This is a genomic window from Streptomyces sp. CNZ301 (genome assembly GCF_004217425.1).
Map to the genome: position 1 here is coordinate 346,072 of NZ_SHLG01000001.1, position 23,482 is coordinate 369,553.

At 72.5% G+C, this 23,482-nt stretch carries 24 protein-coding genes and 1 pseudogene; 8 read left to right on the forward strand and 17 right to left on the reverse strand.

The window, feature by feature from the left end; all coding sequences use genetic code 11:
• Nucleotides 1–26: 26 nt before the first annotated feature.
• From EV375_RS01515 to EV375_RS01525, 3 genes are all read right to left on the reverse strand, one after another.
• Nucleotides 27–1,070, reverse strand: a complete 1,044-nt coding sequence (locus EV375_RS01515; protein ID WP_130297824.1) for an NUDIX hydrolase — start codon at nucleotides 1,068–1,070, stop codon at nucleotides 27–29.
• A 182-nt stretch (nucleotides 1,071–1,252) separates the two neighbouring features.
• Nucleotides 1,253–1,840, reverse strand: a complete 588-nt coding sequence (locus EV375_RS01520; RefSeq protein WP_130297825.1) for a TIGR03086 family metal-binding protein — start codon at nucleotides 1,838–1,840, stop codon at nucleotides 1,253–1,255.
• Nucleotides 1,837–1,983, reverse strand: a complete 147-nt coding sequence (locus EV375_RS01525; RefSeq protein ID WP_130297826.1) for a GAF domain-containing protein — start codon at nucleotides 1,981–1,983, stop codon at nucleotides 1,837–1,839. Before EV375_RS01525 ends, EV375_RS01520 begins: the two co-directional genes overlap by 4 nt.
• On the opposite strand from EV375_RS01525, the gene EV375_RS01530 reads away from it, so the two are divergent.
• A complete protein-coding gene (locus tag EV375_RS01530; RefSeq protein ID WP_130297827.1) occupies nucleotides 1,918–2,820 on the forward strand; it encodes a helix-turn-helix domain-containing protein in 903 nt (300 codons plus the stop codon). The genes EV375_RS01525 and EV375_RS01530 overlap by 66 nt on opposite strands.
• Here the strand turns inward: EV375_RS01530 and EV375_RS01535 are convergent.
• A complete protein-coding gene (locus tag EV375_RS01535; RefSeq protein WP_130297828.1) occupies nucleotides 2,747–3,742 on the reverse strand; it encodes an ROK family protein in 996 nt (331 codons plus the stop codon). The genes EV375_RS01530 and EV375_RS01535 overlap by 74 nt on opposite strands.
• A 228-nt stretch (nucleotides 3,743–3,970) precedes the next feature.
• Between EV375_RS01535 and EV375_RS01540 the strand changes: the two genes are divergently transcribed.
• Nucleotides 3,971–4,954, forward strand: a complete 984-nt coding sequence (locus tag EV375_RS01540) for a LacI family DNA-binding transcriptional regulator (protein ID WP_486588683.1) — start codon at nucleotides 3,971–3,973, stop codon at nucleotides 4,952–4,954.
• 129 nt (nucleotides 4,955–5,083) lie between these two features.
• Here the strand turns inward: EV375_RS01540 and EV375_RS01545 are convergent, their stop codons facing one another.
• From EV375_RS01545 to EV375_RS01575, 7 genes and pseudogenes are all read right to left on the reverse strand, one after another.
• On the reverse strand, nucleotides 5,084–5,839 hold the full coding sequence (locus EV375_RS01545) for a nucleotidyltransferase domain-containing protein (RefSeq protein WP_130297830.1): 756 nt from the start codon (nucleotides 5,837–5,839) through the stop codon (nucleotides 5,084–5,086).
• 27 nt (nucleotides 5,840–5,866) lie between these two features.
• Nucleotides 5,867–7,819 (reverse strand): serine/threonine-protein kinase, encoded by a 1,953-nt coding sequence (locus EV375_RS01550; RefSeq protein ID WP_486588222.1) that lies wholly within the window; start codon nucleotides 7,817–7,819, stop codon nucleotides 5,867–5,869.
• A gap of 36 nt (nucleotides 7,820–7,855) precedes the next feature.
• Nucleotides 7,856–9,160 (reverse strand): DUF6986 family protein, encoded by a 1,305-nt coding sequence (locus EV375_RS01555; protein WP_130297831.1) that lies wholly within the window; start codon nucleotides 9,158–9,160, stop codon nucleotides 7,856–7,858.
• Between the two features lie 96 nt (nucleotides 9,161–9,256).
• Complete coding sequence (locus tag EV375_RS01560; protein WP_130297832.1) at nucleotides 9,257–10,258, reverse strand: NAD-dependent epimerase/dehydratase family protein; 1,002 nt, start codon at nucleotides 10,256–10,258, stop codon at nucleotides 9,257–9,259.
• A 145-nt stretch (nucleotides 10,259–10,403) separates the two neighbouring features.
• A complete protein-coding gene (locus EV375_RS01565) occupies nucleotides 10,404–11,366 on the reverse strand; it encodes an electron transfer flavoprotein subunit alpha/FixB family protein (RefSeq protein WP_130297833.1) in 963 nt (320 codons plus the stop codon).
• Between the two features lie 77 nt (nucleotides 11,367–11,443).
• Entirely contained in the window at nucleotides 11,444–12,229 is a 786-nt protein-coding gene (locus EV375_RS01570; RefSeq protein ID WP_130297834.1) for an electron transfer flavoprotein subunit beta/FixA family protein, read from the reverse strand.
• A 372-nt stretch (nucleotides 12,230–12,601) separates the two neighbouring features.
• Nucleotides 12,602–13,006, reverse strand: a pseudogene (locus EV375_RS01575) (thioredoxin family protein); the annotation flags it as partial.
• 170 nt (nucleotides 13,007–13,176) lie between these two features.
• Here EV375_RS01575 and EV375_RS01580 point away from each other — a divergent pair.
• Nucleotides 13,177–13,896, forward strand: coding sequence for a lysophospholipid acyltransferase family protein (locus EV375_RS01580; protein WP_130297835.1), 720 nt, complete (start codon nucleotides 13,177–13,179; stop codon nucleotides 13,894–13,896).
• Nucleotides 13,897–13,990: 94 nt separating this feature from the next.
• Here EV375_RS01580 and EV375_RS01585 read toward each other — a convergent pair whose 3' ends face one another.
• The 4 genes from EV375_RS01585 to EV375_RS01600 form a co-directional block, all read right to left on the reverse strand.
• A complete protein-coding gene (locus EV375_RS01585; RefSeq protein ID WP_130297836.1) occupies nucleotides 13,991–15,070 on the reverse strand; it encodes a threonine aldolase family protein in 1,080 nt (359 codons plus the stop codon).
• Nucleotides 15,049–15,828, reverse strand: a complete 780-nt coding sequence (locus tag EV375_RS01590) for an SDR family NAD(P)-dependent oxidoreductase (protein WP_130297837.1) — start codon at nucleotides 15,826–15,828, stop codon at nucleotides 15,049–15,051. Before EV375_RS01590 ends, EV375_RS01585 begins: the two co-directional genes overlap by 22 nt.
• Nucleotides 15,829–15,887: 59 nt before the next feature.
• Nucleotides 15,888–17,285, reverse strand: a complete 1,398-nt coding sequence (locus EV375_RS01595; RefSeq protein WP_130297838.1) for a DUF6421 family protein — start codon at nucleotides 17,283–17,285, stop codon at nucleotides 15,888–15,890.
• Between the two features lie 91 nt (nucleotides 17,286–17,376).
• A complete protein-coding gene (locus tag EV375_RS01600) occupies nucleotides 17,377–18,384 on the reverse strand; it encodes an alpha/beta hydrolase (RefSeq protein ID WP_486588223.1) in 1,008 nt (335 codons plus the stop codon).
• A gap of 228 nt (nucleotides 18,385–18,612) precedes the next feature.
• Here EV375_RS01600 and EV375_RS01605 point away from each other — a divergent pair, with 228 nt between their 5' ends.
• On the forward strand, nucleotides 18,613–19,296 hold the full coding sequence (locus EV375_RS01605) for a glycerophosphodiester phosphodiesterase family protein (protein ID WP_130297839.1): 684 nt from the start codon (nucleotides 18,613–18,615) through the stop codon (nucleotides 19,294–19,296).
• On the opposite strand, the gene EV375_RS01610 is transcribed toward EV375_RS01605, so the two are convergent.
• Nucleotides 19,268–19,849, reverse strand: coding sequence for a GNAT family N-acetyltransferase (locus EV375_RS01610; protein ID WP_130297840.1), 582 nt, complete (start codon nucleotides 19,847–19,849; stop codon nucleotides 19,268–19,270). The two genes, EV375_RS01605 and EV375_RS01610, sit on opposite strands and share 29 nt — an antisense overlap.
• A 46-nt stretch (nucleotides 19,850–19,895) precedes the next feature.
• Here EV375_RS01610 and EV375_RS01615 point away from each other — a divergent pair, with 46 nt between their 5' ends.
• The 4 genes from EV375_RS01615 (at nucleotide 19,896) to EV375_RS01630 (ending at nucleotide 22,851) form a co-directional block, all read left to right on the forward strand.
• Nucleotides 19,896–20,288 (forward strand): VOC family protein, encoded by a 393-nt coding sequence (locus EV375_RS01615; protein WP_130297841.1) that lies wholly within the window; start codon nucleotides 19,896–19,898, stop codon nucleotides 20,286–20,288.
• Nucleotides 20,289–20,424: 136 nt separating this feature from the next.
• Nucleotides 20,425–21,084, forward strand: coding sequence for a DUF5134 domain-containing protein (locus EV375_RS01620; protein ID WP_130297842.1), 660 nt, complete (start codon nucleotides 20,425–20,427; stop codon nucleotides 21,082–21,084).
• A gap of 66 nt (nucleotides 21,085–21,150) precedes the next feature.
• Nucleotides 21,151–22,095 (forward strand): M56 family metallopeptidase, encoded by a 945-nt coding sequence (locus EV375_RS01625; protein WP_130297843.1) that lies wholly within the window; start codon nucleotides 21,151–21,153, stop codon nucleotides 22,093–22,095.
• A 33-nt stretch (nucleotides 22,096–22,128) separates the two neighbouring features.
• Nucleotides 22,129–22,851 carry a phosphatase PAP2 family protein gene (locus tag EV375_RS01630; protein ID WP_130297844.1) on the forward strand — a complete coding sequence of 241 codons (723 nt, stop codon included), beginning with the start codon at nucleotides 22,129–22,131 and terminating at the stop codon, nucleotides 22,849–22,851.
• 24 nt (nucleotides 22,852–22,875) lie between these two features.
• Here the strand turns inward: EV375_RS01630 and EV375_RS01635 are convergent, their stop codons facing one another.
• The gene (locus EV375_RS01635) at nucleotides 22,876–23,385 is read right to left on the reverse strand and encodes a hypothetical protein (RefSeq protein WP_130297845.1); all 510 of its coding nucleotides are present in this window, start codon (nucleotides 23,383–23,385) and stop codon (nucleotides 22,876–22,878) included.
• Nucleotides 23,386–23,482: the final 97 nt, after the last annotated feature.

Here is a 23,482-nt window from a genome sequence, read left to right on the forward strand (position 1 = left end):
GCACCTCCCCCGCCGCACGTGCCCCTCTACGCCGCGTCCCGGCCACCCGGATCGCCGACCGGCACGCCGCCCTCGAGGTAGAGCGGGCGCCCCGTCTCACGTGCCCGCAGCGCGCCGCGCAGCCTCTCCAGCCGCACGGGAGGCAGGAGTTCGGCGGCCTCCGTCTCGGTGACGAAGCGCCAGCCGCGCAGTTCGGCGCCCGGCAGCAGCACGCGGTCCGCCTCCGCCGCGGCGAGGCAGCCCCCGTCGAAGAGGAGGCGTATCCCGCCGTAGCCGGGCGGGCGTGGCGGCTCCCAGTCCGTGACCAGCAGCCGCGGATCCGTCTTCAGCTCCAGGCCCAGTTCCTCGGCGACTTCCCGCACCCCGGCGCGGGCGGGTGCCTCACCGGGTTCGACGACGCCGCCGGGGAACTCCCAGCCCGGCTTGTAGGTCGGGTCGACGAGCAGCACTCTGTCCTGCTCGTCGAAGAGCAGGACGCCCGCGGCGACGGTCTCGGCGGTCGGTTCCGGCGTCTGCACGATCTCCAGGCTCCCGGCGCCCTCGCGCAGCGCGCCTGCCACCTCCTCCGCGATCTGCCGCGGGGTCAGCCCGGACGTCTCAACGGTGTGCGCGTCGGCGGTGAGCCAGCTCAACGCGGCCCGGTAGGCGGGCAGTTGTCCCTGGCACCAGCTGCGCCCGTGGCGGCCGTCGGTGTCCCCGGACCGGTCGATGCGCATGCGAAGGATCGTTTCATCCGCGTGGAGGAGGACGTGACGGACGGGAATCCGGCGGGCGGCGAGCGCCCCGAATATCTCGTCCCGGTACTCCTGCCGCAGCAGCGCCATGGGAACGATGAGCGGCCCGGGCACCTCCGTGAGCACCGCGGCCGCGGTGTCGGCCACCAGGCGCCGCCAGGAGGGAAGCTGCTGGTAGTCGTCGACCTGGGCGAGGCGTTCCTTGGGAAGCATGCATCTGAGCCCCGTGCCGATCAGCTCCGGGTTCCACAGAGTGCTTCCCGGGATGAGTTCCAGAAGTTCGTGCGCCGCGGTGGTCTTGCCCGCGCCGAAGGCGCCGTTGAGCCACACGATCACGGTCGGTCCCCCTCTGCCGTCGCCCCCCGTTTCACGCTGCCCGCTCAACCCTGCCACGGAAACGCGCGGGGGCGGCGCCGTCGCAAAACCCTGGCGCACGCGGCGGATTTCACCACTGTGCGACGGCGCGGCACCTCCTGGGCGGCTCTCCCGGGTCCTCGGACGGCCGGAGAGCGAAGGGATCAGGACCGCGCGGGCGGGCGCCAGTCCGGGTCGCGGCCACTGAGCGCAATGAGTTCGTCGAAGGGGGACGCGCTCCCGGAGACCGGGAAGGGTTCACCGAAGACCTTCATCTTCCGTCCCATGGGCGCCAGTTCCCTCCAGCCTTCGAGCAGCACCGGGAGGCTCGGCCCGTACGGGCGGAAGTCCTGGCCCGTGGCACGCGCGAGGTCCCAGGCGTGCACGGTCAGGTCGCCGAGCACCATCCCGCCGACGGTGCGCTGCGGCAGTCCCATGCCCTGCGAGCTGCCCTCGAGCGCACCGGGGGCGGACCACGCCTCCACCAGTCGCGCGGTCTCCTCCTCGAAGCGCCCGCGCCAGTCCGCCCTGCCGCCGTCCAGGTAGTCGGGGGTACTGGAGAAGTCCGCGGTTCCCCCTGCGGCGAGGGCCTGGAAGCTCACGACCACGTGGAGGAGGTGGTTGAGCAGCGCGCTCACGTCGTACTCGCTGCACGGTGTGGGGAAGCCCATCTGCTCGTCCCGCACGCGGTGCACCACCGGGCGGGCCTGTGCGGCGGCCCCTTCGAGCAGTGGGGAGATTTCGTTCGTCATGTCCGGAACGCTACGGCGGCCGTGCGGGCCACGGCTTGAAGAAACGCGACAGCGGCGCGGGCATAGGATCGGGCGGCATGGCAGGTGAGCACCGCGAGGACGGCCCCGCCTCCCGGGTCGCGGCGGGCGGGTACGGAGGGCACACGCCGCGCAGCGACACCAGGGGCATCGTCGACGCGGGTGAGCTGTTCTCACGTGTGCGTTTCAGGCGCCGCACGGCCGCGGCGCCGCTGCGTCCGTACGTGGAGCACTACTGGCTGATCGACTGGCAGCTGGACCAGCCCCACCTCTCGCAGGTCGTGCCGCATCCCTCGGTGAACCTCGTCTTCCAGCGCCGCGGTACGGGCCCCGCGGAGGCCGAGGTGGCCGGCGTGGGGCAGGGCCTGTTCTCGATCACGCTGGAGAGTACGGGGCGGGTGTGCGGCGTCCAGTTCCGCCCCGGCGGCTTCCGGCCGTTCCTCGCCCGCCGGGGCACCGGAAGCGTGGCGGGACTGACGGGCCGCAGGGCCCCGCTCGGCGAGATCTTTCCCGGCCTCGCGCACACACTTCCCGACGCCGTGCTCTCCCCTGCCGAGGAGGACGCCAGGGTCGAGGCGCTTGACGCCTTCCTCCTGGACCTGGGGCCCGAGGCCGACCCCGCCGCCTGGCGTGCGATGGAGCTGGCCCATCTCGTGCGTACCGACCGCGGCATCACACGCGTCGAGCAACTCGCCCGCCGCGAGGGCGTCTCGGTGCGGTCGCTTCAGCGGCTCTTCGCGGCCTGCGTGGGCGTGAGCCCCAAGTGGGTCATCCTGCGTTACCGCATCCACGAGGCGATGGAGCAGGCCGCCGGCCGCCCGGACACCGACTGGGCCCGGCTGGCCGGCGAGCTCGGGTACAGCGACCAGGCCCATCTCGTACGGGACTTCACGGGCACGGTCGGCCTTCCGCCGACGGAGTACGTACGCGCCGCCCTGCGCGCGCAGCCCTCGCGGGCCTGACGTCCCCGCAGGCCGCCGCCGCCCCGATGAGGCCGGCGTCGGTGCCCATCTGGGCGGGCACGATCTCCGGGCCCCGCACGAACGACAGCGTCGCGTACTCGCGCAGCGCCCTGCGGAGCGGCGCGAAGAGGACCTCGCCCGACTTGGCCACTCCCCCGCCGAGCACCGCTATCTCTATCTCGACGAGCGTGGCCGTGGCGGCGATGCCGGCGGCGAGCGCACGGGCCGCGCGCTCGAACGACGCCACGGCCACGGGATCGCCGGCCCGAGCCGAGGCCGCGACGGCGGCGGCCGAGACGTCCTTGTCCGGGCCGGGCAGCCAGCCCCGTTCCAGGGCGCGGCGGGCGATGTTGGGGCCGCTGGCGATCCGTTCGACGCAGCCGCGGCCGCCGCACGGGCAGCTGTCGCCGTCCAGGTCGACGCTGATGTGACCGATGTGGCCGGCGTTGCCGGTGGGCCCCGGGTGAAGCTCGCCGCCGAGGACGAGTCCGCCGCCGACGCCGGTGGAGACCACCATGCACAGTGCGTTCGCGCGCCCCCGGGCCGCGCCCTGCCAGTGCTCGGCCGCCGCCATCGCCACCCCGTCCCCGACGAGGGTCACGGGCAGGCCGCCGGCAATCTCACGAACCCCCTGGACGAGCGGGTAGTCGCGCCAGCCCGGGATGTTGACGGGAGAGACGGTGCCGGCGTTGGAATCCACCGGGCCCGCACTCCCGATGCCCACGGCACGGGCTGCCGCCCACAGCGGCGAGGCGGCGAGTTCGCCCAGCACCTCGCCCACGGCTGCCATCACCTGCTCGCCGTCTCCTGCGGGCGGTGTGGGGCGCTGGGTCCGTAGGAGCAGGTCGCCGCCGCTGTCCACCAGCGCGCCTGCGATCTTCGTTCCGCCGATGTCGAGAGCCGCGACGATGTCCGTGTGCATGTGGTGATGTTCTCCCGGTGGAGGGGGCCGCAGACCCGCCCCCTGCCGGGAACGGTCGAGAGATCAGTCTGGCGCGTTATGACAACGTTGTCCAGACCGCTGTGCGGGACGGCTATGCTGCTCGCCTGCCGCTCCGCGCCTCACGAGGGGGATCCCAACACCGTGCCCGACTCCGTACGTTCCGCCGCCGCCCGCCCGTCATCCGGGCGGTACGGCAACCGGCCGACCATGAAGGACGTCGCCGCCCGCGCCGGCGTCGGCCTGAAGACCGTCTCGAGAGTGGTCAACGGGGAGGCGGGCGTCTCGCCCGACACCGAGCGGCGCGTACAGGAATCGATCACCGCTCTCGGCTTCCGCCGCAACGACAGCGCGCGCATCCTGCGCAAGGGCCGCACGGCCAGCATCGGACTCGTCCTGGAGGATCTCGCCGACCCCTTCTACGCGCCGCTGAGCCGTGCCGTCGAGGAAGTCGCCCGCGCGCACGGGGCGCTGCTGATCAACGGCTCCAGCGCCGAGGACCCGGCACGCGAACAGGAGCTGGTGCTCGCCCTGTGCGCCCGGCGCGTGGACGGCCTCGTCATCGTCCCGGCCAGCGACGACCACCGCTACCTCGAACCCGAGATAGCGGCCGGAGTCGCCACAGTCTTCGTCGACCGGCCGCCGGGCCGCATCGAGGCGGACCAGGTCCTGGTCGACAGCTTCGCCGGTGCGCGCGAGGGCGTGGCGCATCTGGTCGCGCACGGACACCGGCGCATCGGCTTCATCGGCGACCTGCCCCGCATCCACACGGCGCACGAACGGATACGGGGCTACGAGGCGGCGATGTCCGAAGCGGGGCTTCCCGTGCATCCGGGCTGGATGGCTCCGGGCGCCACGGACCCCTCGCGTGTACGCGCGGACGCCGAGCGCATGCTGGCCGGCCCCGAACCGGTCACCGCGTTCTTCGCGGGCAACAACCGGGTGACGGTCACGCTGGTGCGGGTGCTGGCAGAGGTGGGGCGGCCCGTGGCACTGCTCGGCTTCGACGACTTCGAGCTCGCCGACATGCTCTCGCCCCCGGTCAGCGTCGTGGCGCAGGACCCGGCCCAACTGGGGCGCAGCGCGGCCGATCTGCTCTTCCGGCGGCTGGAGGGCGCGCAGGACCCGCCGTGCCTGAAGACGCACCCCACGAAGCTCATCGCGCGGGGCTCCGGCGAACTGCCGCCGGCCTGAGCGCACTTGGCGCCACCGCTCCGGCGCACCTGTCCCGTGTTGCTCCCCTGGCACCTGGCACCTGCGAGCGAGGGCGTGAAGTCCGTTCCGGTGCACGGGAGTTGCGTCCCGGGCACACCGGACGTCGCGTCAGTCCGGCACGACGGACTCGAAGAGGGCCTCCGCCTCGCGCAGGGCCTCTTCGAGGTCGTCCGGCCGGGTGCTCGCCGAGGCCAGCACCTCGTCGATGCCGCGCAGCCCGGCGCGCTCCAGCAGTGTCTTCTCGTTCGTCACCCAGACGCCCCGGCCGGCGAGCACGGCGTGCGCGTACTGCATCGCCGCGACGGAGACCGATCCGGCGAGTTCCGTGAGGCACCCGCGCGGTGCGTAGTTGGTCCGGGCGTAGGAGAGCGTGGCCCGGGCCGTCTCACGCCACTGGACGGACGCCGAGGCACGCAGAGCGCGCGGGTAGGACGGGCTCGGCAGTTCACCGCGCAGCGTCCGGTTGAGGGCGAGTTCGCCGACCACGAGGTAGCTGGGGATCCCGGCCAGGTGGAACATGAGCTGTTCCCGGTGGAAGCGGCCCTCCTGCGCCTCGGCGATCTCATGCTCGACCACGTCCAGATCGCGGTAGTGGACGTCGGTGCGGCGGCCGTCGATCGTCAGCCAGGCACCGCCGTTGAACACACCGCCGCCCCACTCCCCGATCCCGCTCACCTCACCCGGCCAGCCCAGGGCCCGCAGGTCAGCCGGGTCGAAGTAGCCCCGGTAGTAGAGGGCGAAGTCCCAGTCGCTGCCGGGCCGTTGGGTTCCCTGGGCGCGGGACCCGCCGAGCGCGACCGCCCGCACCGCGGGCAAGGATGCGAGCGCGCCGGCGACGTGGTCGAGGAAATTCCGGTCGTCCATGTGGTCCGTTGTACCTGCCGCCGGGCGTCAGCAGCCCGGAAGTCCGGGGACCGGCCGGTCGTTGTCTCCGCCCTTGATGTAGACGTCGCTGACGAACACGCCGGAGTTGCCGCTGTCGTCGTCGGTCTTCGCCCACCACACATTGGTCCAGCGCCCCGAGGTCTCGCGCTGGGTCAGCTTGGCCTGGCAATAGAAGTAGTTCACGCCGGCGTTGAGTTGACCCACCGGCTCGTGCGCGTCGTTGTAGGACGTGGCCGTCTTCCACACCGTGCAGTCGAACTTGCCCCCGCCCCGCGGTTGGCAGGCCGGGTCGGGTGCGGGCTCACCGCCGCTGCCGCCGGTGCTGCCGCCACCGCCGTCTCCCCCGCCGGAAGAGCCGTCCGAGCCGCCGGGGAGCGTGCCGCCCGTCTCCGCGCCGGACGTCCCGTCGCCGCTGTCGGCCTTCTCGCCGCTTCCCTTGCCCTCGCCGGGGCCGCCCGAGGCGCCCGGCTCGCCCGCCGAGGTCTTGCTGCCGCCGGGGGCGGGCCCCTCCTTCTCCTTGCCGCTGCCCGCGCCGCTGCCGGATCCGGACTTCCCCGCGCCCGCGGCCCTGCCGTCGCCGGCTCCTCCGCCGGCGCGGTTGCCACCCTCTGCGCCGGTCCCCGACATCACCGCGTAGGCGGCGCCGGCACCCGTCAGTACGGCGACGGCCGCGGCGGCCGCGATCAGGGCCCGGCGGCGCCCGCGGGGCCGTGCGGCGCCGGTGGGGACGGTGTGCCGGTCGGTGTCGCCGCCGTGGCCGGGGGCTGGAGGCTCCGCCGCTGCCGGCGCATGTGCGGTAGCCGGGCCGTGCGCACCCTGCGGATCGCCGGCCCGAGGGGGCCAGGCGCTGTCCGGGTCGCCTGCCGCGAGCGGTTGCCGCCCCGACTGCCCTTGCGCGGGCGCGACTTCGGCCCTCCCGGCAGGGGAAGCCTGCCCGTACCCGTCATTGCCCGGCCTTGCGGCCGTGCCGAGCCGCATCGTCGCGGAGGGACCGGCGGGCGGCTCCGTCCCCTTCGCGACGGCTTCCAGCAGTGCCTTCGCGCGCTCCACGCCGGCCCGCTTCGCCGGGTCCTTCTCCAGCAGCTCGGCCAGTACGGGCCCGAGCGGCCCGGCTCGCCGCGGTTCGGGGAGAGGTTCCACGACGATGGCGTTGAGCGTGGACCATGTCGAGGTGCGGCGGAAGGGGACGGCGCCTTCGACGGCGGCGTACAGCGTCGCGCCCAGTGCCCATACGTCGCAGGCGGCACTCGGCTCCTCGCCGCGCGCACGTTCGGGCGCCAAGTAGTCGAGTGAGCCGACCAGTTCACCGCTTCCGGTCAGCTGGGTGCCGGCACCGTCGTCCGGGTCCTCCACGGAGGCGATGCCGAAGTCGGTGAGGACGACGCGCCCGGAGCCGTTCTCCAGGAGAACGTTGCCCGGCTTGACGTCCCGGTGGAGCACTCCGGCGCGGTGGGCGGCGGCGAGGGCGTCCATCACCTCGGCGCCGATGGCGGCGGCCTCCCGCGGCTCCAGGGTGCGTCGCTCGCGGAGCACGTCGTCGACGGAGGGGCCCTCGATCAGTTCCATCACGATGACGGGGCGCCCCTCGTGCTGTGCGACGTCGTGCACGGCGATCACGCCCGCGTGCCGCACTCGCGCGGCGGCCCGCGCCTCCCGCTGCATCCGGGTGCGCAGCCCGTCCAGTTCACCGGCGCCGGCGTCGGTGAAGGTGCGCAGTTCCTTGACCGCGACCTCCCGGCCGAGCACTTCGTCGACGGCGCGCCAGACCACGCCCATTCCGCCGCGGCCGATGCGGCCGGTCACGCGGTAGCGCCCCGCGAGGACTCTGCCGACCTCCGCCGGGTCCGTGCTCCCGCCCGCGGGGCCCGTGTTGCTGCCCGCGGGGCCCCCGTCGCTGTCCGCGGGGCCCGTGCTGCCGCTTCCGCCGCCCTCCGGCGGCCGATCCCCCGGTGTCCGCACTGCCCGTCCCCTTTGCCGCGTGCCGAAGGGGCCAGACTACGAGCCGGAGTTGACTTGCGTCTGCGAGGCCCGTCCGGCGAGACGGTCGAGGTCCGCCCGGGTCAGCCCGGAGTGCTTCGCGACCTCGCCCGGTGACAGAGCGCCGCAATCCAGGCCGCGCAGCAGGTAGTTGCTCAGTGCGCGCGCGGTGGCGGGCTCGTCCATCACGGCGGCGTCCGCGCCGGTGTGGCCGGTGTAGGCGGCGAGCCGGGCGGCGGCCCGCTCCATGCCTTCGCGGTAGAAGGTGTAGACGGCGGCGTAGCGCGTGGGCAGGTGGCCGGGGTGCATGTCCCAGCCCTGGTAGTAGGCGCGGGCCAACGACCGCCGCACGAGGGCGTGATGGTGCCTCCAGGCGTCGTGCACCTGCTGGGTGGGGCCGCTGGGGACGATGTTCGTCGACCCGTCGGACAGCCGCACGCCCGTCCCCGCGGCGGCGGCCTGCATGACGGCCTTGGCGTGGTCGGCCACGGGATGGTCCATCGCCTGGTGGGCGGCGCTCACGCCGCACGCCGCGCTGTAGTCGAAGGTGCCGTAGTGGAGAGAAGTCGCACGCCCGCCGGCCGCGTCGATCATGAGGGCGACGGTGGCTCGCCCGTCGGGGCCGAGGATCGACTGGGTGGTCTCGATCTGGATCTCGAAGCCGATGCGGCCCTCGGGCAGTCCGCGTGCCGCCTCGAACTCCCCGCACAGCCGCGCCATCGCCGCGACCTGCTCGGGGTGGCTGACCTTGGGGAGGGTGAGCACCAGCCCGGCGGGCAGCCCGCCCGCGTCGGCAAGGCCCGTGAGGAAGATGTCGAGGGTGCGGATGCCGCGGTCGCGCACGTCGGCTTCCATGCACTTCATGCGGATGCCCATGTACGGGGGTGCGCCGCCCTCTTGGGAGGCGGCCACGACCAGCCGGGCCGCGCGGGCAGCCGCCGCGTCCTCCTCGCTGTCGGGACGGAGTCCGTAGCCGTCCTCGAAGTCGATGCGCAGGTCCTCGACGGGCTCGCGCTCCAGCTTCGCCCGTACGCGGTCGTGGACGGGCCCCGCGAGCTGCGGAGGCAGGCCGAGCACGGAGGCGAAGGAGGCCGCGTCCGGGGCGTGTTCGTCGAGCAGTTCCCGCGCCTGCTCTCCCCACTCGCGTGCGGTCCCGGACGTGACGGCGTCGGCGGGCACGTACACGGTGTGCACGGGCTGGCGGTGCGGCGGCTCACCGGGGTAGCGGCGGGCGAGCTCCGCGTCGACGGGGGCGAGCCGCGCCGCGAGTTCTTCGCTCACGCCGTCCGGCAGGCTCGTGGCCACGTCCGCGTCCTCACCCACGCCAGGCTCCTCTGCCGGTCTGCCTCCGGCCTCCCGGCCAGCGGATTCAACAATTCGTTTAAGACGCTATCCGCGGCCTTCCGCACAGGTCAACCGTCAGTCCGGCATCGCCAGCAGCCTCGCTTCGGTCTCCTCGTCCAGACCCTTCGGCGGCCGGTCCGCCCTCATCGGGGCTCTTCCGCCGATCCGCCGGAGCCATGCCCAGGTGTCGGCCACCGTCTCCTCCACCGGGCGGCAGCGAAGTCCCGCGGCCAGCGCCCTGGAGACGTCACACCGGTGCATGTGGTCGTAGTCGGCGCTGTCCGGGGGCAGCCACACGGGGAGCCCCGTCCACGGTTCGGCGCCGGACGCGAGCACGGACTCCGGCCTGCGCCAGCACAGTTGGGCACGGCCCCCGGTGACCTCCACGCAGTTGCGCAGCAGTTCGCCCATCGTCGTGTGCCCCGGCGGCGAGACCACGTTGTAGGTGCCGCCGAGTCCGCGGGCCACGGCCGACAGCACCCATTCGGCCAGGTCGCGCACATCGATGTACTGGAGCGGCAGTCCGGGCGGGCCGGGTGCCGGCACGGCGCCGCCCCGGGCGGTGCGCAGCAGCCACCACGGGAGGCGGCCGACGTTCTCACCGGGGCCGGTGATCAGGCCCGCCCGCACGAAGAGGGCCCGGTCGCCGAAGGCAGCGGCGGCGGCGAGCTCCCCTCCCCGCTTGGCCCGGGCGTAGTCCCCGGCCTCCGTGTCGTGCGGTGAGGCGTCCACGACCGGAACGGTCTCGTCGGCACCCGCCACGACGGGCTCGGCGTAGACCGACCGGCTGGAGATGTAGACGTACAGCCCGGCCTGGCACCGGCCCGACAGCAGCCGTGCCGCGTCGCGCACGGCGCGGGGCGCGCCGGTCCAGGTGTCCACTACGGCGTCCCACTCCTGCTGACCGAGCGCCGCGAGGCCGTCCCCGGACGAGCGGTCGCCGCGCAGGACCCGCACGCCGGGGGGCGGCGCGTGCCGTCCCCGGTGGAAGACCGTCACCTGCCAGCCGCGCGCCAGCGCCGCCTCGGCGACGGCTCTGCCCACGAACTCGGTCCCGCCCAGCATCAGGAGTCGCATTCCGCGAGTGTGCCCGTCCCGGGGAAGGCGCAGGCGCCGTCCTGCTCTCGGCAGAACAAGCGGAACACAGTGCGCCGCCCCCGCATGCCGGTGGCGTGCGGGGGCAGCGGAGCGGCCCGGGCCGCAGAGGGCCCGGCGGGGAGGGTCAGCCCTTGCGGCTCTTGATCTCTTCGGTCAGCTTCGGCACGACCTCGAAGAGGTCGCCGACGACGCCGTAGTCGACGAGGTCGAAGATCGGTGCCTCGCTGTCCTTGTTGATGGCGACGATGGTCTTGGACGTCTGCATGCCGGCCCGGTGCTGGATCGCGCCGGAGATACCGGTGGCGATGTACAGCTGCGGGGAGACCGTCTTGCCGGTCTGGCCGACCTGGTTGGAGTGCGGGTACCAGCCGGCGTCGACGGCGGCGCGGGAGGCGCCGACCGCCGCGCCGAGGGAGTCCGCCAGGGACTCGATGACGTGGAAGTTCTCCGCACCGTTCACGCCACGGCCGCCGGAGACGACGATCGCGGCCTCGGTCAGCTCCGGACGCCCGGTCGACTCACGGGGCGTGCGGGAGACGATCTTGGTGCCGGTCGCCGTCTCACCGAAGGACACCGAGAGCTGCTCGACCTCACCGGCGGCCGGCGCGGCCTCCGGGGAGGTGGAGTTGGGCTTGACCGTGATGACCGGAGTGCCCTTGCTGACACGGGACTTGGTGGTGAACGCCGCGGCGAAGACGGACTGCGAGGCCACCGGCCCCTCGTCGCCCGCCTCCAGGTCGACGGCGTCGGTGATGATCCCGGAGCCGATGCGCACCGCGAGGCGGGCGGCGATCTCCTTGCCCTCCGAGGACGAGGGGACGAGGACGGCGGCGGGCGAGACGGCGTCGTAGGCAGCCTTCAGCGCGTCGACCTTCGGCACGACGAGGTAGTCGGCGAACTCACCGCTGTCGGAGGCCAGTACCTTCACGGCTCCGTACTCGGCGAGCGTCTTCGCGGCCTCGTCGGCGCCCGCGCCGAGGTGCACGGCGACCGGGTCGCCGATGCGGCGGGCCAGAGTGAGCAGTTCGAGGGTCGGCTTGCGGACGGCACCGTCCACGTGGTCGACGTAGACAAGGACTTCAGCCATGGGGTTGCTCCTGCGGAAGAATGGGGCGGATGGTGCGGGCGGGCGTTCGCATCAGGTGCGTGTCGCTCGGGCGGGCCTCAGATGAACTTCTGGCCCGCGAGGTACTCGGCGAGCTGCTTGCCGCCCTCGCCCTCGTCGTTGACAACGGTGCCCGCGGTGCGCGGCGGACGCGGCGTGGCGTCGTCGACCTTCGTCCAGGCGCCCTCGAGTCCGACCTCGTCCGCCTCGATGTCCAGGTCGTCCAGGTCCAGGGACTCCACCGGCTTCTTCTTCGCCGCCATGATCCCCTTGAAGGACGGGTAACGAGCCTCGCCGGACTGGTCGGTGACCGAGACGACGGCCGGCAGGGAGGCCTCGAGGTGCTCGGTCGCGGTGTCGCCGTCGCGCCGCCCGTTGACCTTGCCGTCGGTGACGGAGACCTCGGACAGCAGCGTCACCTGCGGCACGCCCAGGCGCTCGGCGAGGATCGCCGGAAGCACGCCCATCGTGCCGTCGGTGGAGGCCATGCCGCACATGACCAGGTCGTACCCGGTCTTCTCGATCGCCTTGGCCAGTACGGCGGATGTGCCGAGCACGTCGGTGCCGTGCAGGTCGTCGTCCTCGACGTGGACGGCCTTGTCGGCACCCATGGACAGCGCCTTGCGCAGCGCGTCCTTCGCGTCCTCGGGTCCGACGGTCAGCACGGTGATCTCCGCGTCGTCGGCGTCCTCGGCGATCTGGAGGGCCTGTTCGACCGCGTACTCGTCCAGCTCCGAGAGCAGGCCGTCCACGGAGTCGCGGTCGGTGGTCAGGTCCTCGGCGAAGTGCCGGTCGCCGGTGGCGTCGGGCACGTACTTCACACAGACAACGATCCTCAAGCTCACGCCGGCTCTCCTACTGCTTGTCCTACGGTTCCGGTCCGTCGCTGAACCGGCACCCCGTCCTCGATATTACTCGCCAGTACACATAGCGCGTACCCCGTTCTCAAGGCCCCGAACTGTGACCTTGCCAACCCGGGCGCACCTGGAGCACGAGCCCAACTCAATCACGGCGGCCGTCCGGCGAGGCCGCCGGTGACCGCGCTGTCACCGTGCCGAGGCGGTATGGAGGGGTCAAGCAAGTCGCCGCGCGATGCGAGATCAATCACGGGAGGCCGTGGCCCCCGGCTCAACCGGTTCCGCGCGACGGCCGCCGCCCCCGGGACCCTCCCCCGCCGCGCTGCCCGTCTCCCCCGCCTCGCCCGCCTCGCCCGCCTCGACCACCGTGCCCAGCGCCGCGATGACGTCCGCCCTGCGCGGCTGTCCGTAGGCACGGCTCACCTCGCGCCCGTCGGCGTCCAGTACGAGCACGGCCGGAGTGCGCACGATCCCCAACTCCCTTACGAGGGCGAGGTGTTCCTCCGCGTCGATCTCCGCATGGGTCACGCCGGGAACCATCCCGCCGACCTCGCGGAGGACGCGCCGCGTCGCTCGGCACGGCTGGCAGAAGGCGCTGGAGAACTGCACGAGCGTCGCCCGCCGCCCCAGGACGCCCGGCCCCAGCGTCTCCGCGCCCAGGCGCGCGCCTCCGTCACCGCTCTGCTGCCGCACTCCGCTCTCCTGCCGTCCGCTCCTGTGGCCTGCAACGCGCTCCCGCGTCCCGAGTGTGCAGCACAGCCGCACGGGACGGACATTCCCCTCCGGCCCCGGCCTCCGCGCAGGTCCCGGGTGTAGCCAACGCGAGGCCGATGGGGAACCATCGGCGGCGGACCGAAGTTACGCAGCCGTAGGTACATGGCTGCGCACCTGGCGGGAGCCGCTCCCTCCCAGGACGGAAAGGAAGGGCTCCGGACATGGCAGAACTCGTCTACCCACCCGTGATCGCCACGGCACGCGCCTGGTTCAAGGCGCTGGACCTGCGCTTCGACATCCAGGGGACCGAACACGTGCCGAGGCGGGGCGGCGCACTGCTGGTGAGCAACCACATCAGCTACCTGGACTTCATCTTCACCGGGCTCGCGGCGCTGCCCTCGAAGCGGCTGGTGCGCTTCATGGCGAAGGAGTCGGTCTTCCGGCACAAGGTGTCCGGGCCGCTGATGCGGGCGATGAAGCACATACCGGTGGACCGTTCGCAGGGCGAGGACGCCTACAAGCACGCGCTGCGGGCGCTGGACGCGGGCGAGATCGTGGGGGTCTTCCCCGAGGCGACCATCTCCCGCTCCTTCACGCTCAAGGACTTCAAGTCCGGTGCCGCCAGGCTGGCACAGGAGGCCCGCGTCCCTCTGGTGCCGGTCGCACTGTGGGGGACGCAGCGTATGTGGACCAAGGGCCACAAGCGGGACTTCGGGCGCAACCACTTCCCCGTCTGCATACGCGTCGGAGAAGCGCTGCACACCACCGCGGGCGAGTCCGCGGCAGGGCTGACCTCCCGGGTCCGCGAACGTATGCAGGGACTGCTGGAGGCGGCGCAGCACGCGTACCCGGGCACCCCCAGCGGGCCCGACGACAAGTGGTGGCTTCCGGCCCACATGGGCGGAACCGCGCCGACCCCCGCCGAGGCGAGGGCCATGTAACTCCCGCGCGGCCGGGCCGGACAGGCCGGGAAGAGGTCCCGACGACGGGTGCGGCGGCCGGTGCCTGCACGGCCCGGCCCCGCCGGCCCTTCCGTCAGCGGCCCATCTCCTCGCGCAGCGCCGCGACGAACCCGTCGACGTCCTCCTCGCTGGTGTCGAAGGAGCACATCCAGCGAACGTCGCCCACCGCCTCGTTCCAGAAGTAGAAGCGGTAGCGCTTCTGGAGGCGCTCGCTGACTTCGTTCGGGAGCCGCGCGAAGACCGCGTTCGCCTGGACGGGATAGAGGATCTCGACCCCGTCGACGTCCTTGACGCCCTCCGCGAGACGGCGCGCCATGGCGTTGGAATGGCGGGCGTTGCGCAGCCACAGGTCGCCCGAGAGCAGGGCGTCCCACTGCGCGGATATGAAGCGCATCTTGGACGCGAGCTGCATGGACAGCTTGCGCACGTGCTTCATCGCACGCACCGAGTCCGGGTCGAGGACGACGACGGCCTCGCCGAAGAGCATCCCGTTCTTCGTGCCGCCGAGGGAGAGGACGTCTACGCCCGCGGCGTTGGTGAAGGCACGCATGGGCCTGTCGAGCGCCGCGGCGGCGTTCGCGATGCGGGCCCCGTCGAGGTGCACCTTCATGCCGCGCTCGTGGGCGTGGTCGCAGATCGCCCGGATCTCCTCCACCGAGTAGAGGGTGCCGAGTTCGGTGCTCTGCGTGAGGGAGACGACCTGGGGCATCGCCCGGTGCTCGTCGTCCCAGCCGTGCGCCTCGCGGTCGATGAGCTCGGGGGTGAGCTTGCCGTCCTCGGTCGGGACCGTCAGCAGCTTCAGCCCGCCGACGCGTTCCGGGGCGCCGCACTCGTCGACGTTGATGTGCGCGGTCTCGGCGCAGATCACCGCGCCCCAGCGGTCGGTGAGCGCCTGCAGCGAAATCACGTTGGCGCCGGTGCCGTTGAAGACCGGGTAGGCCTCGGCGCGCGGGCCGAAGTGGCTACGGACGGTCTGCTGGAGATGCGCGGTGTACTCGTCGTCGCCGTAAGCGGTCTGGTGACCGCCGTTGGCCAGGGCGAGCGCCGCCAGGACCTCCGGGTGCGCGCCGGCGTAGTTGTCGCTGGCGAATCCGCGGATGGCGGGGTCGTGGCGGCGCTTGGCGTCGGTGTTCAGGGCTTCGGGGTCAGCCACAGGCGTTGTCCGTTCACTTCCTCGGTGGGCGTGGTCCACGTGCCGGCGATGGCACCGGCCAGGTCCTTGACGTCGGTGAAGCCCGAGAACTTCGCATTGGGGCGTTCGGCCCGCATCTGGTCGCTGACCAGTGCCTTGACGACCAGGATGGCAGCGGCGGCGGACGGCCCGGCCTCGCCCCCCGCTTTGCGGAAGGCGTCGCCGAGCGCCAGCGTCCACGCCTCCGCCGCAGCCTTGGAGGCCGAGTAGGCGGCGTTGCCCGCGGTGGGGCTGCTCGCCCCCGCGGCGCTGACCAGCAGGAAGCGGCCGTTGCCGCTGCGCGTCAGCGGGGCCTCGAAGGCGAGGGAGGTGTGCTGGACGGTGCGGATCAGCAGATCGTGCAGTGTGTCCCAGTGCGCGAGATCGGTCTCGGCGAACGACGCCGAGCCACGCCAGCCGCCCACAAGGTGCACGAGCCCGTGCACCTTGCCGAACTCCTTCTCGGTGCGGGCGGCCCACTCGCGCGTCGCCGCCAGGTCCAGCAGATCGACGGTCTCGCCCGTCACCCTCGCACCGCCGTGGGCGAAGCGGGCCGTGTCGACGGCCTGGGCGAGGCGCTCGACGTCGGAATCGGCTCCGACGACCGTGGCCCCCTCCTCGGCGAGCCGCGCGAGCGTGGCCGCGCCGGCCGGTCCCGCCGCGCCTGCGACGGCGATGACGGACCCTTCGAGGCTCCCCCTGCCGTTGCCCTGGTATCCGTGTGCCGCCTTGTCGCTCATTGCTGTCGCCTCCTGGTCCTCGACGCCCCGCCGCCTGCCCGTACTGTCCGCCCGCGAGCTCAGGCGGCGGCCCGCACGGGTGCCTCCGCCGTGATGCCCTTGGTCGATGCGATCACGGAACGGAGCTTCTTCGCGAGGGCCTCGTAGAACATGCTCAGCGGAAACTCGTCCGGAAGCACTTCGTCCACGAGCTTGCGCGGCGGCAGGCTCAGGTCGAGCGCGTCGGGGCCCTTGGCCCATGTGGAGCCGGGGTGCGGGGCCAGGTAGGCGGAGACCAGCTCGTACGCCTTGAACCAGTGGACGAGCTTGGGACGGTCGATGCCCGCGCGGTAGAGGGTCTCGATCTCCTCACGCAGCCGCACCGTCACCTGGCGGGCCCGGTCCCAGTCGATGGCGAGCTTGTTGTCGCTCCAGCGCAGCGCCCCGTGCTGGTGGAGGTAGGCGAAGAGGAGCTGGCCGCCCAGGCCGTCGTAGTTGCGGTTGCGCTCACCTGTGACCGGGAAGCGGAAGAGGCGGTCCAGCAGCACCGCGAACTGCACGTCACGGCCCTGCGCATAGCCGTCGGCCTCCAGGCGTACGCCCTCGTGGAAGGCGGTCAGGTCGCAGCGCAGCTCTTCGAGCCCGTACATCCAGAACGGCTGTCTCTGCTTGATCATGAACGGGTCGAAGGGCAGGTCACCGTGGCTGTGGGTGCGGTCGTGGATCATGTCCCACAGCACGAACGTCTGCTGGCAGCGCGCCTGGTCGGCGACGAGTCCGCGGACGACGTCGGGCAGTTCGAGGCTCGTGACGTCGCATGCGGCATCGACGACGCGGCGGAAGCGTGCCGCCTCGCGGTCGCAGAAGATGCCGCCCCAGGAGAAGCGCTCCGGTGCCTCGCGGACGGCGACCGTCTCCGGGAAGAGGACGGCCGAGTTGGTGTCGTAGCCGGAGGTGAAGTCCTCGAAGGTGATGCCGCAGAAGAGCGGGTTGTCGTAGCGGGTGCGCTCCAGTTCGGCCAGCCAGTCGGGCCAGACCATGCGCAGCACGACCGCTTCGAGGTTGCGGTCGGGGTTGCCGTTCTGGGTGTACATCGGGAAGACGACGAGGTGCTGGAGGCCGTCCCGGCGGTTCTGCGCCGGCTGGAAGGCGAGCAGGGAGTCGAGGAAGTCCGGGACGCCGAAGCCGCCGGCGGCCCAGCGGCACAGGTCGGCGACCATTGCCTCGTGGTAGGCGGCGTCGTGCGGCAGCAGCGGTGAGAGGTCCCGCACGGCGTCGCAGACCCGCTGCACACCGGCTTCCACGGCGTCGCGCGCGGGAGCGCCCTCCGCCTCGAAGTCGATCGAGCCGTCCTTCGACTGTGCGGGGCGGATGGCTTCGACGGCGTCCTTCAGCACTGCCCATGCCGGGTGTTCGACCACGCGCTCGGCGGACATCCCCCGGACATCCGCGACCTTGGACGAAAGCATTTCCGTCATGACTACCCCTCCACAGAAGAACCTGGCGTCATGAAAAAGGTAGCCGGGACCGGTGCCCCTCTCAAGTGGAGGAGACAGGAAATCGTCCTCCTCAACCCCCGTGTTCACCGTGGATCTTCCTGTTTGCCACGGTGGAGGCAATGACTTTGCCCAGTCCGGCCATGGCTTCGGAGGCGTCCGGGAGCAGGTCGCCGACCCCGAGGAAGCCGTGGAACATGCCCGGGAAGTGCGCCTCGCTCACCGGCACACCGGCGTCGCTCAGCTTCGCCGCGTAGTCACGGCCTTCGTCGCACAGCGGGTCGCAGCCCGCGGTGATCACATGCGCGGGCGGCAGACCCGGCAGATCCGCCCGCAGCGGCGCCGCGTAGCGGTGCGCCGGGTCGCCGTCGGGGCCGAAGTACTGCGCTCCGTACCAGCGCATGGCGACCTCGGTGAGGAAATAACCCTCCGCGTTCACACGGCGGGACTCCGTCTCGGCCAGCGGATCGAGGACGGGATATATCAGCAGCTGATGCGCGATCCTCGGACCGCCGCAGTCGCGGGCCATGAGGGCGGACACCGCCGCGAGGTTGCCGCCGGCGCTGTCGCCCGCTACCAGGAGCGCCTCCGGGTCGCCGCCCAGCTCCGCGATGTTCCCCGCCGCCCAGCGCACCGCTGCGTAGGCGTCCTCCGCCGGCCCGGGGAAGCGGGTCTCGGGCGCGAGGCGGTAGTCGACGGAGACGACGACGGCCCCGGAGGCGCGGCACATGGCGCGCGCCGTCGCGTCGTGCGTCTCGAGGTTGCCCAGGACCCAGCCGCCTCCGTGGAAGAAGACCACCGTGGGGCCACCACCGGGCACCGCGTCCTCCTCGTACGGTCGGTAGATCCGCACGGGCAGGTCGGGCGCACCCTCGGGCCCGCGGATCAGACGGTCGGACACCTCGCCCACGGGCGGCTCGCGCGGCGGCTCCGGCAGCGACCGGGCGAAGATGCGCCGTGCCTCCGCCGCGTCGTGGACGGTCACGCCGACGTCCGGGAAGACGGCCGTCATGGCCTCCATCATCTCGCGGGCCCCGGGGGCGAGGCGCTCGGGACCTTGGGGCGCGCTGCTGCCGCTCAACGTGCTGCTCCTTCTTCTTCGTCGCGTGTGTGCGTTCCGCACGGTCCGCCGGGTGTTCGTTCACCTTCTGTGGGTCCCTCCGGCACCGGGCCGCCTCGCGCAGCACCGCCGGGCGTGCTGTGCTGCTCCGCGCGAGCAGGACGGGCCGGAGTCGCTCCGGGCACGACGGCTAGTCTGTCCGCCGCGCACGTCACGCCGTGCGCCGTCCCGGAGGAAAGAGAGAGCGCCTTGTCACTGCTCATCGTCGGCCACCGCGGGGTGATGGGCGTCGAGCCCGAGAACACTCTGCGCTCCTTCGTCCGCGCCGAGCACGAGGGCGTCGACGTCATCGAACTGGACCTGCACCTGAGCAAGGACGGCGAGCTGGTCGTGATGCACGACGCCGACGTCTCACGGACCACGGACGGTTCGGGTGCCATCAGCGACTTCACCCTGGCGGAGCTGCGTGAGCTGGACGCCGGCGAGGGCGAGCGCGTCCCGACCTTCCAGGAGGTCGCGGAGGCCGTGCGCTCCCCGCTGCAGGCCGAGATCAAGGACCGGGCGGCGGCCCGGGTGCTGACCGGAGTGATCGGTGAACTCGGGCTGCACGACCGGGTCACCGTCATCTCCTTCCACGACGAGGCGCTGCGGGAAGTGCGCGCGCACCTGCCGGAGATGCCGCTGGTGCTCGTGACCGGCCGCTCGACTCCCACCGCGCCCGAACGGGCCCGCGAGCTGGGCGCGTTCATGGTCTCCTGCGAACTGCGGTGGCTGGAGGCGGAGACCGTCGAGCGCTGCCACGCCGACGGGATCAAGGTCATCGCCTGGACCGTGAACACCGGCGAGGAGCTGGACCAGGTCCGCGAGCTGGGACTCGACGGCCTGGTGACGGACCTGCCGGAGATCAAGACGGCGGCACGCCAAGCGTCTTGACCAGCAGTTCGAAGGCCAGGTCGTCGCGCTGCGGAATGCCGAACCGCTCGTCGCCGTACGGGAACGGCGACAGCTTGCCGGTGCGCGTGTAGCCGCGACGCTCGTACCAGGCGATCAGGTCCTCGCGCTGCCGGATCACGGTCATCTGCATCTCGCGCGAGCCCCATTCGGCGACGACCGTGCGCTCGGCCTCCGCGAGGACCACCTTGCCCAGGCCCCCGCCCTGAAGTTCGGGACGGACGGCGAACATCCCGAAGTACGCGACGTCGCCGCGCCGCTCCAGCTGGCAGCAGCCCACCAGCTCCCCCGCCCGCTCGACGGCGAGCATGATGCTGCCGTCGCCGGTGACGACGGCACCGACGCCCTGGGGATCGGTGCGCTGCCCCTCCAGCAGGTCGGCCTCGGTGGTCCAGCCCGCGCGGCTGGAGTCGCCCCGGTAGGCCGACTCCAGGAGTGCCACGAGTGCGTGGACGTCCTCCGGTCCGGCGACGCGGAAGACCGGTCCGCCGCTCTCCTGGACGCCCGCCTTCACGTTCTCCTTGACGTTCTCCATGGTGGCCGACCCTAATACCGGGCCGCCGGGAATAGGGTCGGCCGGCATGGTGCACGTACTCAGCAGCCGCCTACTGCTGCGGCCGACCGACCCCGAGCGCACGAGGACCTTCTACGGGCGGACGCTCGGGCTGGCCGTCCAGCGGGAGTTCGGGACGGGCCCGGAGCGCGGCACGGTCTACTTCCTGGGCGGCGGTTCCCTCGAGGTCTCCGGCCGCTCCGAGCACCCGCCCGCGCCGGGACTGCAGCTGTGGCTCCAGGTCGAGGACGTGGCGGCGGCGCACCGCGAGCTCGCCGAGGCGGGGGCAGAGGTGCTGCGGGAGCCGGTGCGGGAGCCGTGGGGGCTGATCGAGATGTGGATCGCCGACCCGGACGGCGTGCGCATCTGCGTCGTAGAGGTTCCCGAGACCCACCCGATGCGCTACCGGCCGGGGATCTGACCCGGGGCCCGGACGCGGTTGGCCGCCAACTGTGCGGCCACGCCGTGCGGTTGAGCGCTCCCCCGTTGCGCCTGTGCGCTCCCGTGTGACGGCGCCGGGCGGGAAGCCTCACCACGGGGCGAGCGGGGAGGTCGCGATGCACGGCTCAGCGACCGTCGGCTGGCTGCTGACGGCACTGTGCGCGTTCGTCGCCTGTGTGTGCCTGCTGCGCGCACGGGGGGCCGGGGGGATGCGGCGGCGTACTGCCAGGAGCGAGGCCCTGATGGGGCTGGGGATGGCGGCCATGGCGCTGCCCGGCAGCGTGTCCGCGGGGCTGCCCCCGCTCGTCCTTCTGCTGCTCTTCGCCGGGGTGGGGGTGCGGGAGCTGACGCTGCTGCATGAGGCGCGGCGGGCGGCCCGGCCGCCGCGGGGGCGGGGCCCACCGGAGCGGTCCGGGAGTGGACACCACCTCCATCATCTCGTCGGTGCCCTCGCGATGATCTACATGGCGCTGGCGATGCCGGGGCCGCACGGCGCCGCGTCAGGCGGTCACACGGCCGACGTCGCTCCGGGGCTGCCGCTGCTGACGGGTGCACTGCTGGTCTACTACGCCGCGTACGTGATGCGCACCGGCCTGCTCCTGCTTCCTGCGCCCGCACGCGGCGCCGCCGTGGTCGGGGCGGAGGCCTGCGCCGGGACCGGGACCGGGACCGGGACGCCCGGAGGTGACTGCCCGGCGCACGACCGGCCGGAGCTGGCGTCGGCGTGCCGAGTCGCCATGGGCACCGGCATGTTGGCCATGCTCCTCATGCTGTGAGGGATCGGTCACTTCTGTACCGGTGGACGTACCGCCCCGCGGCCGCCGGCTCATAGTCTTGCGGTCATGATGGTCCCGCTGGCGCTGCTCGTCCTCGGCGCCCTGGCCGCTGCCGTCGCCCCCCGAGTACTGGCACGTTCGTCCTGGCCGGAACGGGAGCCGGTGCTCGGCCTGTGGGTGTGGCAGTGCGTCGTCGCCGCCGTACTGCTGTGCTGCCTGCTGGCCATGGCCTTCTCGGCGGCCGCGGCCTGGCAGGTCGTACGCGGTCATGTGTTCGCGCCGGCGCCCAGCGGCGTCGAGGAGGCCTACGGGCTCGGCCTCGGCTCGTACGGGCCCTGGGCCGGAGCCCTCGCGGTGCTGCTGGCATGCGGCGGCGCGTGGACGGGCGCGATGCTGCTGCGCGAGGTGCACGAGGCACGGGTGCGGCGCCGCAGGAGGCGTGCGGAGCTGCTCGAGCGGGCACCGCGGCTGCCCGGCGAGGAACCGTCCGGCGGCGGCCCTCTGGTGGTCCTCGAAGGGGACAAGGCGGAAGCCTGGTGGCTGCCCGGCAGCACACCGCAGCTCGTCGTCACCACTGCCGCGCTGCGCCGGCTGAAGGGCCGGCAGCTGGACGCGGTCCTGGAACACGAGCAGGGACACGCGCGAGCCCGTCACGACCTGCTGATGCACTGCTCGTCCGCGCTGGCGGCGGGTTTCCCCCGGGTGCCGGTCTTCGCCGCGTTCCGCGACCAGGTGCACACCCTGGTCGAGATGGCCGCGGACGACGCCGCCTCGAAGCGGTACGGACGCCGGACCGTCGCGCTGGCCCTGGTCGAACTCAACGAGGACAGCGGTGTGTTCGGCCCCGCGCCCGCTCCGCTCGCCCAAGTTCCCCGCAGGGTGCACCGTCTGCTGTCCGCCGCTCCCCGGCTGCCGGTCTCGCGCCGGCTGCGGATGACGGCGGCTGCCGTGCTCGTCCCCGCGGTGCCACTCGTCGTGGCTTTCGTGCCGGGACTGTCCGCGCTGCGTTAGCCACGCACGTGCCCGCCGGGTGAAGATCGGACCATGCACGGACCGACGCACGCGCCGACCACCGACGCACCCTCACCGGCGAACTCCTCTGCCCCCGGGGCAGCATGGCTGTGGACCGCGCTCGCGCTGAGCGCCGTCGCCTCGGCCGTCATCGTGCTCGTCGCGGTCGGCTGGCCGCCCCTGCTGAGCACCGACAAGGAAGTCGCGGGCTGGTTCCACGCACGGGCGCTGACGCATCCGGCCTGGACGGAGACCAACCGCGTTCTCACCGACTGGGTGTGGGACCCGGTGACGATGCGGCTCGTGATCGGGGCGGCGGCGCTGTGGGTGTGGCTTCGGGGGGAAGGCGTGCTTGCGCTGTGGTGCCTGGCAACGACCGCCGTGGGAGCGGGAGTTCAGCAGGGGCTCAAGGCGCTGGTGGACCGTCCGCGTCCGAAGTGGCAGCAGCCCGTGGACTCCGCCCACTTCGCCGCGATGCCGTCGGGCCACGCCATGACGGCCGCGCTCACGTGCGTTGTGGTGGTGTGGCTGGTGCAACGCTCCGGGGCGGGCAGGGCGTTGCGTGCTCTCGTGCTCCTCCTGGCCTGTCTGTCGGTCGCCGGGGCGTGCCTGACCCGCGTGGCGCTCGGGGTGCACTGGCTCACGGACACCGTGGTCGGCGCGGTGCTGGGCATCGCGCTGGCGGCGGCGTCCATCGGCCTGTGGTATTTGCTGGTGAACAGGGGCCGCCTCGGCGCGGGCAGGGACACCGCCTGACGTCTCCCGCCCGGCGGGGCCGGGTCAGGGCGTCATCACGTCCGTGTGGATGGCCAGTTTGAACTGGGCGTGCATCAAGGGCGTGCGGATCTTCTTGTCGCCCTTGCCCCGTGCGGAGACCTTCAGCCCGAGCGGCACGTCCGGGTACACGAACATCTGCCACATGTACGCCTTGTACTGGCCGCCGCCCGTCTCCGCGGCGTCCGTGGTGGCCGTCGAGTCGTATCCGTCCCCGAGCGGGTCGCGCACGAAGCGCGCGCGGTACTCGTGCGGTTCGCCGTCCTTCGACCAGTGGACCATCGCGGAGAGGACGCCCCAGCCCTCGTGGCTGGGGTGGATCAGGCCCGACCGCGAGTCGGGGAACTTGGAGGTGTCGCCGTCCCGACGGGCGGCGTGCATGTTCCAGGGGTCGTACGACTCCTGCTGCCCGTAGGGGAAGCGGACGAGGTAGTAGCCGTCGTCGTCGTACTTCACGTCCTGTGAACCGGAGGAGTGCTGTGCGTCCCAGATGAGCGAGACCACCGCTAACGGCATGGACTCTCCTAGTAAGCCGCGGGAACCGGGAGGCCGCAGACCGGGCGGGAGGGACTGCTCGGCCGCAGTGCCGCAAGTGCCCGTATCAGCGCGTTCG